This window comes from Streptomyces sp. NPDC088706 (assembly GCF_044752765.1).
Classification (GTDB): Bacteria; Actinomycetota; Actinomycetes; order Streptomycetales; family Streptomycetaceae; genus Streptomyces.
Map to the genome: position 1 here is coordinate 41,041 of NZ_JBIVLW010000011.1, position 18,182 is coordinate 59,222.

An 18,182-nucleotide genomic window follows, 5' to 3' on the forward strand; every position below is an offset into this window, starting at 1 on the left:
TGTGTGCGTACGCGCAGCCTCGGGCGCGGGTGTGTGTACGTGCGCGGAAGCTGAACAGCCGTCACCATGTGAGGGCGCGTCAACATCTGCCGTCCTGAGCGTTGACACGGCTATGACACGTGTCACAGCATGAAGGCGGCCCAATACTTACCGGTCGGTAAGGTGCCCTCGGTGTGGAGGTCCTCGTGTCAGGTGCTGTTTCCAGCTTGCGCAACCCGCTCGCCGCGGTCGCGGCGGCCGCCCTCGCCGCCCCCCTCGTCCTCGCCGGCCCGGCCCACGCCGAAGCCGCCCCGTACACCGTCACCCCGCTGACGTTCACCGTCCAGGCGGGCGGCCGCTCCTGCACGGTCGACGCCGACATCTACCGCCCCGCCGGTGTCGACGCGGACCGCCCCGCCCCCGCCGTCCTCGCCACCAACGGCTTCGGCGGCAGCAAGTTGGACGGATCGACCGACACCATCGGCAAGGCCTTCGCCGCCCGCGGCTACGTCGGGCTCGTCTACTCCGGCCTCGGCTTCGGCGAGTCCGGCTGCCTGATCACCCTGGACGACCCCGCCATCGACGGAAAGGCCGCGAGCGGGCTCCTCGACTTCCTCGGCGGCACCCGCGCGGCGGACGACGGCACCCGCGCGGACTACGTCGTCCAGGATGGCGAGGGCGACCCGCGCGTCGGGATGATCGGCGGCTCCTACGGCGGCGCCATCCAACTGGCCACCGCCTCCACCGACCCCCGCGTCGACGCCTTGGTACCGCTCATCACCTGGAACGACCTCGCCTACGCGCTCGCCCCCAACAACACCGGGGCCCGCACCGGAGTCACCTCCGACACCGCCGGCGTCTTCAAGTGGCAGTGGACCAACGGGTTCTACCTGATCGGCGAGGGTCAGCCGCTCCTCAACCCGAGCCTGGACCCGTCCCGCTTCAACCGCCTGGACTGCCTGCACTTCGCCGCCCAGGCCTGCGAGACCATCCGGCTGCTCAACTCCGGCCGCTACCCCGCGGACAAGGTCCGCACGATGCTCGACTACGCCCGCGGTGTCTCACCCGTCTCCTACCTCGACCGGGTCGAGGCGCCCACCCTGATCGTCCAGGGGCAGGCAGACAGCCTGTTCAACCTCAACGAGGCCACCGCCACGTACAGGACCCTCACGGCTCAGGGCACCACGGCCAAGATGATCTGGCAGTCCTGGGGCCACAGCGGCGGGCAGGTGCCCGGCGAACTCGACCTGAGCCAGGGCAATCTGGAGACCAGCTACGTCGGTCAGCGGGTGCTCGCCTGGTTCGACCGGTACCTCCAGAAGAAGACGGACACCGACACCGGACCCGCGTTCGCCTACTACCGCTCCTGGCAGAGCGGCTACGGGACCGCCGCGGCCGTGCCCGCCCTGTCGCAGAAGATGTACCTCTCCGGCGACGGCAAACTGGTCGACAACCGCTCCGAGGTGGTCCGCGGCAGCCGTCAATACACCAACTGGCCGGTGCCGACGAGTCATTCGGAGAGCTCGATCGCCCCGCTGATCGGACTGCCCGACCCGGAGCCGTACGACACCAAGGGCACCTACCTCGGCTGGCGGAGCGCCCCGCTCACCGCACCCGTGGACGTGGTCGGCGCTCCGAGGGCCACCTTGAAGGTCGTCTCACCGAAGGCGGAACGCGTCCAGAACAGCGCGGACGCCTCCGACAAACTCGTCCTGTTCGCCAAGGTCTACGACGTCGCCCCCGACGGCGGCAGGAAGCTGGTGAACCGCCTCGTCGCACCGGTCCGCGTCCCCGATGTCACCCGGCCCTTCACGGTGCAACTGCCCGGCATCGTCCACCGGTACGAGAAGGGGCACCGGCTCGAGTTCGTGATCGCCGCCAGTGACACCGCGTACTTCGGCAACCGGGGCCTCAAGCCCGTCACCGTCGTCCACGCCCCCGACGACACCGGCGTGCTGGAACTCCCGGTGGTCCCGGCCAACTGACCGCCCCCTCACCCGAACGGCCCCACGCACCGCCCCTCGGACGGGACAGGGGTGCCCGCCGATCGCCCGTACCCGCCGTACGCTGGGGCGATGCCCGATCCGCACGGCCACCGCACGCCGACCGCCCCGTACCTCGCCGAAGGCCCCCGGACGGCCCTGCGCCGTTTCACCGGGGCCGACGCGGCGGAGTTCACCGCCCGCGCCCGGGAGAGCCGCGCCCACCACCACCCGTGGCTCTTCCCGCCCGAGCGGACCGGCACCTACGCCGCGTACACCGGAACCCTCGCCCGGGACCCGGCCCGCGAGGGCTTCCTCGTCTGCGAGCGCGGCGCGGGCGGGGCGGACGGCGCCATCGCCGGCTTCATCAACATCAACAACATCGTCCTCGGCGGTTTCCGCTGCGGCGCCCTCGGTTACGGGGCCTTCGCCCACGCGGTGGGGCGCGGACTGATGGGCGAGGCCCTCGGCCTCGTCATGGACCTGGCCTTCGGACCGCTCGGCCTGCACTGCCTGGAGGCCAACATCCAGCCCGGCAACGCGGCCTCCATCGCCCTGGTCCGGCGGGCCGGATTCCGGCTGGAGGGGTTCTCGCCCGACTTCCTCCACATCGACGGCGCCTGGCGCGACCACGAACGCTGGGCGATCACCGCCCCGGCCACCGAAGCCCCGTAACCCTTCACCGACATCCGCCGGAACCCGCACCCGCCGAAGCCCCTTGAGACCGCCGGGGGACGGGAGCGAGGATGGTTCGCATGGGCACCATCGTGGTCCTCGACGCCCTCTCCAGCCTGGGCCTGCGGCCCCCGCCCCCGGCACCGTCCCGGGCTGCTACAAGCCGGCGGGCGCGCTGCGCGAGCATCGGCGGCGACTGCTCCATCCAGCTCGGCGCCGCCCTCGCCCCGCGCGGCATCGGCCGGTACGGGCTCGCCGCCGTCGACGGGGCATGCGGGACGAGGACGAGAAACGGTTCAGGCCACGATGTTGCGGTCCACGTACTCGAAGACCGAGCCGTCCGGGTGCAGTGCGATCAGGTTGCGGCCTGCCGGGGTCGGCACCGGCCCGGCCACGATCCGGGCGCCCGCCCGGGTCAGCGCCGCGTTCGCCTCGTCGACGTCCTTCACGGCGATGGTCGCGCTCACCTTGCGCAGCACCTCCAGCTCCGACTCGGGACCGCTCATCAGCAGGAAGCAGCCGATCGCGGCGACCGACACCCCGCCACGCTCGAAGCGCAGGGCCGGCGTGCCCGTCAGCCCTTGGTAGAAGGCCACCGCGGCCTCCAGGTCGGCGACACAGATACGCAGCGTGGTTCCCAGGATCTCCATGCCTACGAGGGTAGTTGGCGTCCGCCACGAGCGTGATCGATTCGGGCCCGCTCCGGTCCGCCACAATCCGGTTGCCCCGGTGCGGGCGCGGTGCCAGGGTCGCGCCATGGAAGTGGAGTGGCACCGGCCCTGAGAGCCGGCGGAGGTGACCTCAAGGCGGAGGGACCTGAAGCCGCGGGAGCCTGAAGCCGGAGCGACCTGAAGCCGGAGCGGCCTCAAGGCGAAGTGCCCGCGCGCGGTCGGCCGGGGTCAGCCCCGGCAGAGCACCTCACCGTGCGGGACCATGAACCAGCCGTCCCCCTCCTCGCCCCAGCCGCGCCACGTGGCCGCGATGGCCGTCAGCTGCTCCGTGCTCGCGTGGCCGCCCCGTACCGCCAGCTCGGCGTAGACCGAGTCCGTCGTACGGTCCGCCCACAGCCCGCTCCACCAGGCGCGGGTCTCCGTGGTGGCGAAACACCAGGCGGCGGCGGTCGGCGTGATGTCGGTGAACCCGGCCTCCCGCGCCCAGGACAGCAGCCTCCGCCCGGCGTCCGGCTCGCCACCGTTGGCGCGGGCCACCCGCCCGTACACCTCCTGCCACTCCGACAGCCCCGGCGTCCGCGGATGCCAGGCCATCGCCGCGTAGTCGCTGTCACGGGCCGCGACCACGCCACCGGGCCGGCACACGCGCCGCATCTCGCGCAGCGCCTGGACCGGGTCGCCCACATGCTGGAGCACCTGGTGGGCGTGGACGACGTCGAAGGAGTCGTCGGGGAAGTCCAGCGCGTGCACGTCGGCGACCGCGAACTCCACGTTCTCCAGACCGCGTTCGGCCACGACCGCGGCCGCCTGCTCCAGGATGCCGGGGCCGGTGTCGACCGCCGTCACCCGGCCCGGCGCGACCAGGGCGGCCAGGTCGGCGGTGATGGTGCCGGGGCCGCAGCCGACGTCCAGCACCGCCATGGCGGGCCGGAGTTCCGCCAGCAGATAGCCCGCCGAGTTGGCGGCGGTGCGCCAGCGGTGCGAGCGCAGCACCGACTCGTGGTGGCCGTGCGTGTAGACGGCGGTCTCCTTCGGCATGGCAGCGTCCTCTCTCGGTGCGGCGGTCGCGCGCTGCGACCACCGTACGACGCTCCGCCGGATGGTGAGATGGATGTCTTGGGATGTGGACAGGTGTCAGGGGCGCATCGGGCAGTAGACCGTCAGCGCCTCGGGCAGCTTGTCGATCAGCAACTCCGTTCCGGAGTGGGCCACTTCGCCGTCGAACGCGTACGGGGTCCCCGGAGCCAGACCGGCGATCCGCACCCGGCGCCGCCGTACCGCCGCGTGCGCGGGGGAGCGGGTCAGGGGTCCGGACACCGCCGCCGCCAGCATGCGCAGCCCGGGGCCCCGGCCGCCGTGCACCACCCGGACGTCCAGCAGCCCGTCCGCCAGGTTGTGACGCCGGCCGGGCGCCGGGCCGACCCGCTGGAACAGGCCGTTGCCGACGAACAGCAGCCACAACGGACGCCTGCGCCCCTGTAGTTCGGCCTCCAGCGGGCGCTGCCCCCGCAGGACGTGGAGGGCGGCGAGCACCCCCGCGGGCCAGCCGCCGATCCGGGGCGACCAGTGCTCCCGGGTCCTCACCAGCTCCGGATAGGCGCCCAGGCTGAACGCGTTGAGGAAGTAGCCGTCCGCCCCGTCGGGTCCCATCGGGCCGGGGCGGAACCGGCCCAGGTCGACCCTTATGGCATCGCCCACCGTCAGCGCGGCCGCCGCCTCCTGGACCGTCTCGATGCCCAGGTCGTAGGCGAAGTGGTTCAGCGTCCCGCCGGGGAAGACCGCCAACGGCATCCCGTGGGTCGCCGCGACGGAGGCCGCCAGGTTCACCGTGCCGTCGCCGCCGCAGACGCCCAGGGCCTTGCCTCGGCCCGCCGCCTGCTCCATGGCGGTGGGCAGATCGGCCGGAGCGCACTCGGCCACCTCGGCGAGCGGCAGCGCCTGGCGCACCATCGCCGCGGTCGCGGTGGCCGTGCCGGACGCCTCGTTCACCACCACCACGAGCCCTCTCCCACCGGGCAGGGCGGGAGCCTCGCCGGGCGGGCGGCCGGGCGCGGGGAGCTGACCCCGGGTGGGGACGACCCCGCGCAGCGCGAACGCGGCTCCCACGCCGAGCGCCGCCCCGGCCAGCACATCGCTCGGATAGTGGACCCCGGTGTAGACGCGGGAGGCGGCCACCGCCGCCGCGACGGGGGCGACGACGGCGCCCCAGCCCTTGGACTCCAGCGCCACCCCGGCGGCGAAGGCCGCCGCCGAGGCCGCGTGGCCGGAGGGGAACGACGTGGTCACCGGCTGCCGCTTCAGCTGCCGCATGACCGGCACATGATCGAGTATCGGCCGCTGCCGGCGGACCGCGCCCTTGCCGACGGTGTTGATCGCCGCCGACGCCACGGCCAGCGAGGCGACCCCGCGCAGCGCGGCACGGCGGGACCGCGCGCTGCTGCCGAGGGCCGCGATGCCGATCGCCGTCCCGAACCAGAGCAACCCGTGATTGGCGCTCCGGCTCAGCTGGGGCAGCAAGGGGTCGGCGCCGGGCCAGTGGCGGCCCGCGACGCTCTGGAAGACGGCGAGATCCTGTCCCTGCAGCCAGCTCCGCACCCGGCTGACTGCGGGGGCGGCGGATGAGGTGTTCGGTGACGACATGGGCGACATGGCTCAGCGAATACCCGGCCGCTCGCCGCTGAAGCAGCAGGCGCGCTGAGAACCTCACCACGCGGCGCCGACTACCGGCACAACGGCCCATGGTCCGCCGCGCACCCTTTCAGGTGCGCGGTTGAACGGGCGACCCGGCCCGAACCTCCGTATAAAGGCCAGGAGAGCGCCCCGGCGCGCATGAGGAGCGGGGGCGGTGGAGGAGGCCGCGATGCACGAGGACCACGGGCCCGTCCGCTACGGGCCACCCGCCCCCGACCCCGGCCTCCCCGTCCTGACCGAACTGGCCGCGGTCCTCGCCGCCGCCGCGGACCGCACCCGCCCCGAGCCGCCCGGCGGCGGCCGGGAACTGCGCGAGGCGGCCTGCGCCTACTGGGCCCGGCGAGGGCTGCACGGCGGCCCGGAGAACATCGTGGCGGCCCCCGGCGACCAGCCGCTCCTCCTCGCGCTGATCGCCGCACACGGCGGTGACGTCCTGATGCCCCGCCCCTGCCCGGCCACCTGGATGCCGCAGGCCCGGCTGCTCGGCACGCCCGCCTACCAGGTGCCGACGCCCGCCGAGTGCGGAGGCGTACCCGACCCGTACGCCCTGCTGGAGACCGTGCGCCGGGTACGGGCCGAGGGCGGCCGGCCGAAACTGCTCGTGCTCTCCGTCGCCGACGACCCCACCGCCACCGTCGCCCCGCCCGAGCTGGTACTGGAGGCCTGCCAGGCGGCGGTCGGTGAGGGGATGCACATCATCAGCGACGAGACCTGGCGCGACACCGTGCACCGGACCCGCGACACCGTCCTGGTCAGCCCCGCCGAGATGTGCCCCGACGACGTCACCGTCATCAGCGACCTCTCCGGCGGGCTCACCCCCGCCGCGTGGCCGGTCGCCGTCGCCCGCTTCCCCCGGACCCCGCGGGCAGCCGTGCGCCGCGCCCGCACCCTGGACGTACTGACCGCCCTGGGCGCTCTGGTCGCCGGTCCACTGGCGCCCGCCGCCGCCCACGCCCTCGGGGAGCCGGACGCCGTACGGGAGAGGGTCCGGCAGGCGGCGGGGCTCCAGGCCCAGGTGGCCGCAGCCGCCCACCGCGCGCTGCTCTCCTCCGGCGCCCTGGCCCGCCCCCCGCAGGCGGGCCGCCACCTCTACGCGGACCTCGGCCCGCTCCGCTCCCGGCTGGCGGACCTGGACGTCACGGACTCCCTGGAGCTGGAGGAGTACCTCACCGACCGGCTCGGCGCGCCCACCCCGGGCGGCCACCGCTTCGGGGACGAACTGGGCGCCCTGCGCGTACGGCTGGGGACCGGGCCCCTGCTGGGGGCGACGCCCGGGGAGCAGCGGGAGTCCCTGGCGGCGGCGGAGCCCCTGGCACTGCCGCATGTGCGGCGGGCGCTGAGCCGGTTCGCGGCCGCCTTCGACGAGCTGCGGTGAGCGGCGGGCGCTGAGCCGGTTCGCGGCCGCCTTCGACGAGCTGCGGTGAGGTGAGCCCCGGGGAAGGCGGCGACCTCAGCCCGTCACGTCGCCCGTCCCGTGGCCGAACCGCGCGCGCAGCCTCCGCCACACCGCCGGAGCGCCGCTGATCACCACGGTCAGCGCCACCGCCGCTACCACGCCCTGCCACGGCTCCGGGAAGAGCGAACCGCCCAGGATGCCGATCAGCTGGTACGTCGCCGCCCACGCCAGACACGCCGGCACATCGCCCCGGGCGAACGTCTTCAGCGGCATCTTCCCCAGCAGGCAGGCCAGCATCACCGGGATCCGGCCGGCCGGCACCAGCCGGGACAGGACCAGCATGGTCCCGCTGTGATCGGCCAGCTTCTCCTGCGCCCGGGCGAGCCGCTCCGGCGCGGCCCGGCGGGTGAGCGCCTCCAGCCACTTCGAACCGTGGTTTGAGCGCACTCCCCGCTGCCCCAGCCAGTACAGGCAGACGTCGCCCAGGAAGGCGGCCCCCGAGGCCACCGCGAAGACGAAGAGCAGCGAGAACGGCGACGACTGGTGGAACGCCACCACCGCCGCCGAACTCACCAGCGCCCCGGTCGGGATCACCGGCACCAGAGAACCCAGAGCCACCAGCAGGAACAGCGTCGGATACCCCGCCGCCTGCTGGGTCGCCTCGGTGGGCAGCGCCCACACCACCGACTGGAGCTCCTCCATCACCGGCCGGCCTCCGGCCGGACCCGCTCGCCGTGGGACAGCACGTGCACCGTCACCTCGGGTGCCCGCTTCGCCGCCTGCCGGACGAACTCGTCGCCCGGCGAGTGGAACTCGTGCGGCCGCACCCCGTCCAGCCCGATCGGCCAGTACGTGCCGTAGTGCACCGGCACCGCCGAACGCGGCTCCAGCAGGGTCAGCGCCTCGGCGGCGCGGGACGGGTCCAGGTGGCCGTGCCCGAGGTAAGGGCCCCAGCCGCCCACCGGCAGCAGCGCCACATCCACGTCGCCCACCGCCTCGGCCATCCCGTCGTAGAGCCCGGTGTCCCCGGCGAAGTACGTCCGGGCCTCGCCCTCGACCACGTAACCGAGCGCGGGCACCCGGTGCGGACCGACCGGCAGCCGCCGCCCGTCGTGCAGCGCGGGGACCGCCCGCACCCGCACCTCACCGACCCGCACCTCATCACCGGCCCGCACCTCGGTGACGACCAGCCGACGCGTCCGGCGCAGCACCCGCAGCCCCGGCACGGCCGCCACGGCGCCGCTCGGCACGACCAGCCGGGTGCCGGGGGCCAGCCGGGAGAGCGAGGGCAGATGCAGATGGTCGGAGTGCAGATGCGAGACCAGCACCACCTCGGCGACGGCCGCCCGCGGTGGCGGGATCTCGCCCCGGCGGCGCCGCAGATGCGCGAAGCGCCGTACGAACAGGGGGTCGGTCAGCACCCTTACCCCGGAGTCCTCGATCGTGCAGGTGGCATGACCCCACCAGGTGACCTCCACCGGCACGTCCCGCCTCCTCGCTCGCCCTCCGTGACCCGGTGCCCCGGAGCGGCCCGCCCACACCCGCACGGCGGTGCTACGAGCCTAAGCGCCCCTCCGGCGTCCGCGACGACGGCCCCTGACCGGGGCCGACGCTGTGAAAAGCTGGGGCGCGGACCTTGACGGACGGGCCCGCGGGGGGAGAGGGCATGAGGTGGACCGGCGTGGACGAGCCAAGACGGCGTACGCCGCGATGGCGTACGGCGGGCGGCGCGCTGATGCGGGTCATCGCGGTCTGGGCGGTGTCCACCCTCACCCTGCTCGCGCTGGCCGGCATCCTGCCCGACTTCCAGCTCCAGTTGGACGACGGCGACACGATCACCCGGACCGCGTTCACGGCGGCCTGGGGCGCGGGGGCGTTCGGCCTGCTCTCCGCCCTGGTGTGGCCGGTCCTCGTGCGGGCCCTGCTCATCGTCCCCGCGCTCATCCTGGGCGCCCTGGTCTTCTTCCTCAACGGTTCGCTGCTGCTGATAGCGGTGCGCCTCATCCCGGACGGGCGCGGGGAGGCCGCCCCCGAGACCGCGGTCGTCGTCGCCGCCGTGATGTCCGCCGTCGCCTCCGCCACCTCCACCGCGCTCGCCGTCCGCGACGACGAGGCCTACCGCCGCAGGCTCTCCCGGCTCGCCGACCGGCGCCGCCGGCGCGGCTCGCCGGACATCCTGGGACCCGACCGCGAGGGACCGCCCGGCACCGTCTTCCTCCAACTCGACGGGGTCGGCCACGACGCCCTCACGAAGGCGGCGGCCGACGGGCTCATGCCGACCGTCGCCCGCTGGCTCGCCGACTCCTCCGGGCACCGCCTCACCCCCTGGCGCACCGACTGGTCCAGCCAGACCGGAGCCAGCCAGCTCGCCATCCTGCACGGCACCAACCACGACATCCCCGCCTTCCGCTGGTACGAGAAGGAGACCGGCACGGTCATGGTCTCCAGCCGGCCCGCCAGCGCCCTGGAGATGCAGCGCCGCGCCATCGCCCGCACTCGGGACGGCGGCCTGCTCACCATCGACGGCGCGAGCCGCGGCAACCTCTTCAGCGGCGGCTCGGGACAGCTCGCCCTGGTCCTGTCCATGGCCGCCCGGCGCGGCAAGGGCCGCCGCTCCCGCTCCGGCTACTTCGCCTACTTCTCCGACCCGGCCAACGCCGTGCGCACCGCCCTCTCCTTCGCCGCCGAGGTCGGCCGCGAGATCGGCCAGTCGACCCGGGCCCGCGCCCGTAAGGACACCCCCCGGGTCAAGCGCGGCGGCCTCTACCCCTTCATCCGGGCCTTCGCCACCGTCGTGGAACGCGATGTGGTCGTCTCCGCAGTCCTCGGCGACATGTTCGCCGGCCGCACCGCCGTCTACGCCGACCTGGTCGCCTACGACGAGGTCGCCCACCACTCCGGACCGCACAGCCGCGACGCCGAGAAGGTTCTCCAGCGCCTGGACCGCTCGCTCGCGCTGATCGCGAAGATCGCCGACCACACCCCGCGTACGTACCGGATCGTGCTCCTGTCCGACCACGGCCAGAGCCCCGGCGAGACCTTCGCCGGGCGGTACGGGCTGACGCTCAAGGACCTGGTCCGGGCGGGCTGCGGGCTGCCGGTGCCGCGCCGGGCCCGCGGGACGCACAGCGCCTCCGAGGCACGCGACGCCGTACGGATCGCGCTGCACCGCCCGCCCGTGCGGGTGGAACCGGAGACGGAGAACCCGGCGAAGGGCTCCGAACCGATCGTGCTGGCCTCCGGCAACCTCGGGCTGATCTCCTTCCCCGACATCGAGGGGCGCGCCTCCCGCGAGCAGATCGACGCCCGCAACCCGGCGCTGCTCTCCACCCTCGCCAACCATCCGGGGATCGGCTTCCTGCTCGTCCGCAGCGAGGAACACGGCTCCCTGGTGCTGGGCCCGGGCGGGGCCGAGGTCCCCGTCGCCGAACTGGCCGACGGTGAGGGCCCGCTCGCGGTCTACGGCACCGGCGCGGCGGCCGCCGTCCGGCGCACCGACACCTTCCCGCACGTCGCCGACGTCATGGTCAACTCCATGTACGACCCCGACACCGGCACCGTGCACGCCTTCGAGGAGCAGATCGGCTCGCACGGCGGCCTGGGCGGCGAACAGTCCCGGCCGTTCCTGCTGTGGCCGCGCGGCATGACGGACCCGCTCGACATCGTCGCCGCCGAGACCGCACAGGGTGCGCCGGCTCCCCCCGGGGGCGGGCTGGTGGGCGCCGAGGCGGTGCACCGGGTGCTGACCCACTGGCTGCTGGAGTTCTCCGGGCCCCAGGTGCCGGTACGCACCCAGGGGTTCACGGGGGCCGCCCGCGCGGACGAGCCGTTCCCGGGAGCGGGGACGGCCGACACGGTGGACGGTCAGGGGCCGTCGGCACGGACGCCTCCGGTGCTCAGGGAGCTCCCGTTGCCCGGGGCGCCGGGCAACGCCGGCTGAGGCGAGAGCCGTTACGCCGACCGCCGCCGTACCAGCGTCGGCGGGAAGACCACCGAGGGCGAGGGGCCACCGGGGCCGCCGATCTGCTTCAGCAGCAGCCGGGCCATCTCCGTGGCCATCTCCTCCACCGGTTGCCGCACCGTCGTCAGCGGCGGGTCGCAGGCGGCCGCCGCGCTGCTGTCGTCGAAACCGACCACGGCCACATCGGACGGCACGTCGCGCCCGGCCCGCTGCAACACCGGGAGCGCGCCCAGCGCCATCAGGTCCGAGGCGATGAACACCCCGTCCAGACCGGGCTGTTCCGCCAGCAGCCGGCGCATCGCCGCCGCGCCGCCCAGATGCGTGAAGTCCCCCTCGGCGCAGGCCACATCCTCGATGCCGTGCGCGGCGAGGGCGGCCAGGAAGCCGGCCAGGCGGACCTGCCCCGCGGGCCGGTCCTGCGGACCGGAGATGGTGCCGATACGGCGCCGCCCCAGCGCGGCCAGATGGTCGGCCGCGAGCCGCGCCCCGGCCTGCTGGTCGACCTCCACATAGGCCAGCGACGACGGACGCGGGGGGCGGCCCGCGAGAACGGCCGGCAGCCGGGTCCCCTGGAGCAGCTGGGGCAGCGGGTCGTCCGCGTGCGAGGTGACCAGGACGACGCCGTCGACGTGGCCGTGGCGCAGGTAGGAGAGCAACTGGGTCCGGGACGTCTCGTCGTCGGCCAGCATCAGCACCATCTGGATGCCCGCCGGACGCAGCACTTCGAGGAGTCCGCTGACGACCCGGCCGAAGTAGGGGTCGGAGAACATCCGCCCGGCGAACGGCTCGGAGACCGGCCGCCGTTCACGCTCCGAGATCACCAGAGCCACGGAGTCGGTGCGCCGGGTCACCAGCGAGCGCGCCGCCCGGTTGGGCACGTACCCGGTGGTCGCCACCGCCTCCTCGACCACGGTGCGCAGGGCGGGGTCCACCGTGGTGGCTCCGTTGATCACCCGGGACACGGTGGCCCGTGAGACACCGGCCACGGCCGCCACGTCCTCCAAGGTCGGGCGTACCGGCGGCTCCACTTCGGCTGTCATGCAGCCCTTTATACCCGCAGCCCACAACGCGGGTCAGCCGAGGGCCCGCGCGGCCTCCGGCAACCCTTCCAGCTCGGTGGGCGCGGGTCCCGCGTGCCCTTCCGCGCCGCACGCACGGGCACCGCACGTTCCTGGAGTGACGGGTGGCAGACCGGTCGCCGCCCGGAGCGTCGAGCCGAAGCCGGACGGCCTCGCGGTCGCCGCCCGGAGCGTCGAGCCGAAGCCGGACGGCCTCGCGGTCGCCGCCCGCTATCGAAGGGGCCGCCTGGACCGGCTGATCACCCGGGGCGACGGCACGGCCGGCGAGGACGCATCCCCGCTCTGAGAACCACGCCGGCTGCGACTCCGCCTCTGCTCCGCCGCCGCCCAGCTCACCACCGCCCCCCTCGCCGACACCTCGGATACGCGGACCACCGGTCCTGGATCGACGTCATCACCAGCGCCCCGGTCAGGCGCAACGCCTTCCCGATCCCGGCTGACCGACAGACTCCAGGAGCCGCCTACGGCAGAGAGACGATCACACCTCCACCAAGGTACAGAACCAGTGCAGGCCGGAAGACATGCCGGCCAGCGCCACCAGGTCTCCTGGCCGGAGTTCACCTCGCTCCATCATGACGTCGAGACTGACCAACGGGTCCATGCCGCCGAAATGCCCCAATGCGGCGGCTAGTTCCGCATTGGTCTGCTCCAGAGGTACGTTGAGGGCTGCAGCAGCGTTGCGCATCGCTACCTGATTCGCGTGGAGAAGGATCACCCTGGAGATGTCCGCACGTTGGACACCGGCGCGTTTGCAGGCTCCGTCGATCGCTTCGGCGATGCGGGCGTTGGTCATCGTGGCGTACGCCGAGAAGCGTTCGGCGTCTCCTCGGAAGAAGGTGAAGATCGAGTGTCCGTGGTCGACGTCCCGGTTGCTCCGTCCCGGAGGTGCGACAGGCGCGGCGTTGCCGCCGTACTCGAGCCGGAAGAAGTCGGAGTACGTGGGATCGGTCAGTTGCTCGCTGGCCAGCCAGCGCAGCGACGGATGACCGCGCCGCACTACGGCAGCAACGGCCCCGTCGCTGTCGGCCGTTGTGCCATTCCCCAAGCGGTTGACGTGTGCGTCGCTGACCCGCTCCGCCGACACGAGAAGTACGGTCTGGAGCTCGCTTCGGGTCAGGAACAGACCGGCGATGGTCTCGAACGCGAGCACGGCTGACAAACACGCCTGAGTCAGGCATTGGGTCGGCGTGTCACGCAGTCCGAGATCTCGAGCGATTGCAGTGGAGAGGTCCCAGTGGAGGTACTCGGGCAGGTTCCCGTTGGCCGTCACCAGGAGGTCCACGTCAGAGGTCTCCAGGCCCGCTCCGGCGAGTGCTGCCGCGGCCGCCGATACGCCGAAATCGGCTGTCGTCACACCGCCGGGTGCCTTGTGGAGGGTCTGGAAGCCCATGGTCTTCACCATGTGAGCGTTCACACCGAGGCGCTGGCCCTCTCCGGCGACGTCGTACGGCTCGCCGAGGCAGCTGGCCATGGCCACGATCCCGAAGTCCACTACCGCCATGAACTTTCCCCTTCCGTGTCGCGTCCGTCGCGGCTCGGAGACCGGCCACCCGAATCGTCCACGTCGGATACCGGGGCCTTGGCGCCGGCCTGGCTGATGGCGATGGAAGGCGGCATGAGAGGGGCCCAGTGATCCCGGTACAAAGCCCGGCCGAGGACCAACACGATCACGAGCGACGAAAAGATGGAGCCCAGAGCGATGGCCCAGAACGCGGACTCCAGGAGGAACACGGAGACCCACGCCAGCGGAATCATGATCCCGTAGGTCGCGATGGTTGTCACCGTCGACAGCAAGGCACCTCGTTGGTGCACGGTGAGGATTGCCGTGTACGTGGCCTCCAGCACGTACAACGGCATCGTGACCATGAAGGCGAACAGCATGACAACGCCTTGGTGCACATCGACTTCGCCCGACCCGCCGCAGATTCTCACCAGCCAAGGCGACAGGGCCAGAACCACGACGGTGCCGATCGCAGTCGGCACCGCTGTGTAGGCCAGCAGCCGCTTGCCATCAGACCGCAGTTCGTGGGGACCCGCCCCCCTACCGATCTGATAGCTGTAGAAGACCGACGTTCCCGTCACACACGCCTGCGGCACTCGGCAGAACATCGTGTAGACCTTCACGCCGACCGCGGACGCTGCGACGACCTGAGGGCCGAGGGTGCCGATGAACATGAAGGGGATGATCGCCGCCATGTAGTCGTTCAGGTGACGAACGCCGACCCCTTGCGAGGTCCACACCATGGAGCGGAACTCGGTGAGCACCGTATGCCGGTCGGCCCGGGCGACGTGGTGCTCGCGTTGCCGGATGCGACTCGCGAAGAGGAAGGCGCCGTAGCGGGCCATGACCGAGTAGACGAGCACGGTGGCGACCGCGACCGCCTGTGCGGGGGAGGAGAAGGCCGCACCCGCGTCCGTGTGGAGAAATACGTAATTGAGCACGGCGTTGGCGACGAATCCGCAGATCATGATCTTGAGTGAGAGGTTCTTCATGTTGCAGACCCGCACGGCCTCGGAGGCTGAGGGCCACACGAGTGCGGCGAACATGCCGAAGAGCCTGACCTGGATGTAGTCGACGGCCGGAGGGATCAACTCGGGGTCCTGGCCGGCCAGCTCCAGGAACCGTTCTGCGCTGAGCGCCAGGCCCACGGCGAGCGCTTGCAGGACGAGCGCACACACGGCAAAGGCACCGAAAAGCGCTGAGAGGCGGTCGGCCAGTGAACGCTCGCCCTCCGCGATCCCGAGTCTGCTGGAGAACACGTGCACCAAGCCGGTGCAGTAGGCCGTCAGGCCCATCACGATGAGATCGGCCAATCCGACCGCGGCGACATACGTGACGCCGAACGGCGCGACCATGATCAGATCGATGGCACCGAAGCCCACTCCGACGGAGGACGAGAGCAGGATGACGACGGCGAAGTTGGAGAAATTCCTTCTCGTCAACTCGGTGTGCGCCAATACGCTTTTCTGGCCTGCACTCATCCCGTCGGACACCTCAAAATCAACACAATCCAATCCCTCTCCCGCGAAGCGGCCACCTCACCGCGCGAGTGGCAGAAGGTGTAGGCCGGCATTCTGTGCACGCTGGAGGTTCGCTCTGCTCCGACCCGGCACGGAGCATACCGACAGGGAAACAAGGGTGCTATGTGGAGGTGGCGCAAAATCGGCACTTGCCCACGCATGGTGAGTCATTTTCAGTCCGAGCGGTCGGAAGTGATAGGCCGGTGGCCGGTATTCGATGGTGCGGCATCATCAAGCCAATTCCATAATCGGCGATTGACCGGTTTCCCGGACCCGCCCTGGCCTGTTTTGAGTTGCCCCTCCGGGCGATAAGCGCAACCAGGATGGCGGGCATGCTGGGGTAACCCTCTTCGGTGAACCCTACAGAATGTCGTCACGTAGAGATTGGAGTCCAATATGGAATCGTACTCTCTCAACAAGAGGCCTGCGTTCTTCCCGTCCGTCGCGGCCGAGCTGTTCTTCGAGGCCGACGCCAACTCCACCGGGATGGGCGCACTGTTCGACACTGAGATCGACGCCGAACTGGACGCGATCCTGAACGCGACCGAGCAGTCGACGGTCTAAGTGCCCCGATACGCGTGACAGCGCGTGCTGGCCAGTGCGGGCAACTGCCTGTGCCAGCACGCGTTGGGGCAATCGTCGGACTTTCCGGGGGCTGTTGTCGGGCCACATGTCAGAGGGGCGTGCGCGTGCAACCAGAGGCCATCACGAGCCTGGACGGACCCAGCCTCGTTGCCACACAGAAGATCCTCAGCGGGGCGAAGGATCGCCTTGATGCCATTCTTGCCGAAGGCCGGCTGACAGAGGAGTCCTTCGTCGAACTGGCCGCGATCTACGACAACGTCGCTTACGTGTTCCTCTACCTCGAATCCAACGAGCAGCACGTCGACTACCAATGGCTGCTCCCCTATCGGGACGCGTTTTTCAAGGACCAGGAACTCGACAGGACACTGCTGACTCTCTGCACGAATCTCCACTGCGAGAACCCGGACATCGAGGAGTGCCGACGCGCCTATGTCGGGCACCTGGACGACAAGCTTGCGGCGGGCCCCGGAAGTGCGGCGGAGCTGGCGCGTCTGCAGGACCAGGCCAAGGACATCGTCCAAGCCGGCCGACAGGACCAACTGGCCTTCCTCGCACGCCTCGGAGTCGACACCGAGGGAGGGACGGCGGATACCATCGGCTACACGCTCATCAGCGCCACGCCGGACGCCGCACGACGCGTGAAGCTCGTCGGCGCGATGACGGCGCTGCGCGACAAGCGGCTCGGCCCCCTGATCGACACGGTCGACGCCATGACCGAGATCCGGCGCGCGACGAGTCAGGGGCAGGGCGCACGGAGCGTCCTCGCGCACACCATGCGGCGATGTGCCGTCCCCGAGGAAGCGGCCCGCCACATCGTCGACGCCTACGTGTCCGGCGCGATGGAGGACCGCGGGTCGCTGGAGACGGACATTCGCGAGGTGCTGGGGGACGTCGACGCGCCCATCGATCACTTCGGGCGCTACATCCGGACCCTTCAGGGTGATGTGAAGGTTCCTTTGTTCGATCTCCGTGCCTGCCTGGACTTCATCGAAGATGTGGCTGTGCGGGTTTTCGGTCTGTCGATGCAACGGCTCCCAGAATCCAGTCCTGGCGTGTGGTCCGTCGTCTGGAGCGCCCAGGGATACGGGCCGCGCGAGTACACGTCGTTCACCGTGCTCCCCGACGGCAACGTCACGGCAGTCGTTCCCCGGGGCAACACCGTCGGACTGCGCCCGCAGGACGGCCGCTTCCTGTGGGAGACCAGCCAAGTGCTCGGACTGGCCGACCACGACCCCGCGATGGACGTCACGCCCGTGGTGGGGCCGGACGGCAGCATGTACTGCGGCTCCTACTCCGGGATGCTGTACCACTTCCGATTCCGCACGGCCGAGATGACGAAGGAGTGACCATGAAACGCGCTCTGGTCATCGGAGCAAGCCAGAGCCTGGGTTCCCACCTCGTGGCCCGGCTGGCTTCGAACGGATGGCATGTGGTCGGCACCGGACGCCGCCCGGCGTCGGACGTTCCCGGCTCCGAGGCGTTCGAGTATGTGCGGCTCGATCTGTCGTCCCCGCAGGAGGCCCGCCGGTTCCTCGAAGGAGCGGGCGGTGAGGGGTACGACCTCGTCGTTCACAACGCGGTGACGTACGGCGGCACCGAGGGCAAGCCCCCGGAACTGGACGAGTTGGAGGCCATGTTCCGGGTGAACGCGCTCGTCCCCTACCGGCTCCTGCACGAGCTTCTCGCCGCACAGCCGGCGGACCGCTTCTGCTCCTGCGTCGTTGTCAACTCCGATTCGATCTATCACGCCACCAAGCAGTCGGCCGTCTATGCCGCGACCAAGGCGGCGCTCCGCGTCCTGACGACGTCTCTGGCCGACACATTCCGATCCGCCCCGGTGAGCGTGGCGACCCTGCTCCTGGGGCCTCTGCCCGACCCGCGGAAGCTCGCGGACTTCCAGCGCGTCGCGGAGCGGCACGGTGTCCCCGTCGAAGACGTGAAGCGCGCGTTTCTCCGTAAGGCGAACCCGTTCTACGTCATCGACGACCTCATCGACTTCGACGCCTGCTATCGGAGCGTCGAGTACCTCGCCGGACTCGGGCCGGCCGGCAACGGCATGGTGTGCCGCCTCGACGGGGGTTCAGCGGGCTCTCTCATCTGACCGAACCGTCCGTCGGGCGAACCGCCCTGGTCCAGGAGGTG

At 71.5% G+C, this 18,182-nt stretch carries 15 protein-coding genes and 2 pseudogenes; 9 read left to right on the forward strand and 8 right to left on the reverse strand.

The window, feature by feature from the left end:
- Positions 1-206 precede the first annotated feature (206 nt).
- From ACIQAK_RS22990 to ACIQAK_RS23000, 3 genes and pseudogenes are all read left to right on the forward strand, one after another.
- Positions 207-1,964, forward strand: coding sequence for a CocE/NonD family hydrolase (locus ACIQAK_RS22990; RefSeq protein WP_366391450.1), 1,758 nt, complete (start codon positions 207-209; stop codon positions 1,962-1,964).
- 90 nt (positions 1,965-2,054) lie between these two features.
- Positions 2,055-2,636, forward strand: coding sequence for a GNAT family protein (locus tag ACIQAK_RS22995; RefSeq protein WP_366391317.1), 582 nt, complete (start codon positions 2,055-2,057; stop codon positions 2,634-2,636).
- Positions 2,637-2,716: 80 nt separating this feature from the next.
- A pseudogene (locus ACIQAK_RS23000) lies at positions 2,717-2,920 on the forward strand (hypothetical protein); the annotation flags it as partial.
- 12 nt (positions 2,921-2,932) lie between these two features.
- On the opposite strand, the gene ACIQAK_RS23005 reads toward ACIQAK_RS23000, so the two are convergent.
- The 3 genes from ACIQAK_RS23005 to ACIQAK_RS23015 form a co-directional block, all read right to left on the reverse strand.
- The gene (locus ACIQAK_RS23005) at positions 2,933-3,286 is read right to left on the reverse strand and encodes a VOC family protein (protein ID WP_366391318.1); all 354 of its coding nucleotides are present in this window, start codon (positions 3,284-3,286) and stop codon (positions 2,933-2,935) included.
- 249 nt (positions 3,287-3,535) lie between these two features.
- Positions 3,536-4,345: a methyltransferase domain-containing protein gene (locus tag ACIQAK_RS23010; protein ID WP_366391319.1), complete on the reverse strand. Its 810-nt coding sequence runs from the start codon at positions 4,343-4,345 to the stop codon at positions 3,536-3,538.
- Between the two features lie 96 nt (positions 4,346-4,441).
- The gene (locus tag ACIQAK_RS23015) at positions 4,442-5,947 is read right to left on the reverse strand and encodes a phosphatase PAP2 family protein (RefSeq protein ID WP_366391320.1); all 1,506 of its coding nucleotides are present in this window, start codon (positions 5,945-5,947) and stop codon (positions 4,442-4,444) included.
- Positions 5,948-6,167: 220 nt separating this feature from the next.
- Here ACIQAK_RS23015 and ACIQAK_RS23020 point away from each other — a divergent pair, with 220 nt between their 5' ends.
- On the forward strand, positions 6,168-7,373 hold the full coding sequence (locus ACIQAK_RS23020) for an aminotransferase class I/II-fold pyridoxal phosphate-dependent enzyme (protein WP_366391321.1): 1,206 nt from the start codon (positions 6,168-6,170) through the stop codon (positions 7,371-7,373).
- Positions 7,374-7,448: 75 nt separating this feature from the next.
- Here the strand turns inward: ACIQAK_RS23020 and ACIQAK_RS23025 are convergent, their stop codons facing one another.
- The gene (locus ACIQAK_RS23025) at positions 7,449-8,096 is read right to left on the reverse strand and encodes a DedA family protein (RefSeq protein ID WP_401368660.1); all 648 of its coding nucleotides are present in this window, start codon (positions 8,094-8,096) and stop codon (positions 7,449-7,451) included.
- Positions 8,096-8,878 carry an MBL fold metallo-hydrolase gene (locus tag ACIQAK_RS23030; protein WP_366391323.1) on the reverse strand — a complete coding sequence of 261 codons (783 nt, stop codon included), beginning with the start codon at positions 8,876-8,878 and terminating at the stop codon, positions 8,096-8,098. Before ACIQAK_RS23030 ends, ACIQAK_RS23025 begins: the two co-directional genes overlap by 1 nt.
- Positions 8,879-9,129: 251 nt before the next feature.
- Between ACIQAK_RS23030 and ACIQAK_RS23035 the strand changes: the two genes are divergently transcribed.
- The gene (locus ACIQAK_RS23035; RefSeq protein WP_366391451.1) at positions 9,130-11,334 is read left to right on the forward strand and encodes a phage holin family protein; all 2,205 of its coding nucleotides are present in this window, start codon (positions 9,130-9,132) and stop codon (positions 11,332-11,334) included.
- Between the two features lie 11 nt (positions 11,335-11,345).
- Here ACIQAK_RS23035 and ACIQAK_RS23040 read toward each other — a convergent pair whose 3' ends face one another.
- A complete protein-coding gene (locus tag ACIQAK_RS23040) occupies positions 11,346-12,395 on the reverse strand; it encodes a LacI family DNA-binding transcriptional regulator (protein ID WP_366391324.1) in 1,050 nt (349 codons plus the stop codon).
- Between the two features lie 193 nt (positions 12,396-12,588).
- On the opposite strand from ACIQAK_RS23040, the pseudogene ACIQAK_RS23045 reads away from it, so the two are divergent.
- A pseudogene (locus ACIQAK_RS23045) lies at positions 12,589-12,711 on the forward strand (hypothetical protein); the annotation flags it as partial.
- A 201-nt stretch (positions 12,712-12,912) separates the two neighbouring features.
- Here the strand turns inward: ACIQAK_RS23045 and ACIQAK_RS23050 are convergent.
- Positions 12,913-13,935 carry a 3-oxoacyl-[acyl-carrier-protein] synthase III C-terminal domain-containing protein gene (locus ACIQAK_RS23050; protein ID WP_366391325.1) on the reverse strand — a complete coding sequence of 341 codons (1,023 nt, stop codon included), beginning with the start codon at positions 13,933-13,935 and terminating at the stop codon, positions 12,913-12,915.
- Complete coding sequence (locus ACIQAK_RS23055; protein WP_366391326.1) at positions 13,926-15,416, reverse strand: MATE family efflux transporter; 1,491 nt, start codon at positions 15,414-15,416, stop codon at positions 13,926-13,928. The genes ACIQAK_RS23050 and ACIQAK_RS23055 overlap by 10 nt, the downstream gene beginning before the upstream one ends.
- Before the next feature lie 435 nt (positions 15,417-15,851).
- Between ACIQAK_RS23055 and ACIQAK_RS23060 the strand changes: the two genes are divergently transcribed.
- The 3 genes from ACIQAK_RS23060 to ACIQAK_RS23070 all read left to right on the forward strand — a co-directional run bounded on the left by ACIQAK_RS23060 (position 15,852) and on the right by ACIQAK_RS23070 (position 18,141).
- Positions 15,852-16,019 carry a hypothetical protein gene (locus ACIQAK_RS23060; RefSeq protein ID WP_366391327.1) on the forward strand — a complete coding sequence of 56 codons (168 nt, stop codon included), beginning with the start codon at positions 15,852-15,854 and terminating at the stop codon, positions 16,017-16,019.
- A 125-nt stretch (positions 16,020-16,144) separates the two neighbouring features.
- Positions 16,145-17,386: a hypothetical protein gene (locus tag ACIQAK_RS23065; protein WP_366391328.1), complete on the forward strand. Its 1,242-nt coding sequence runs from the start codon at positions 16,145-16,147 to the stop codon at positions 17,384-17,386.
- 2 nt (positions 17,387-17,388) lie between these two features.
- Entirely contained in the window at positions 17,389-18,141 is a 753-nt protein-coding gene (locus ACIQAK_RS23070; protein ID WP_366391329.1) for an SDR family oxidoreductase, read from the forward strand.
- The last annotated feature ends 41 nt before the right edge of the window (positions 18,142-18,182 follow it).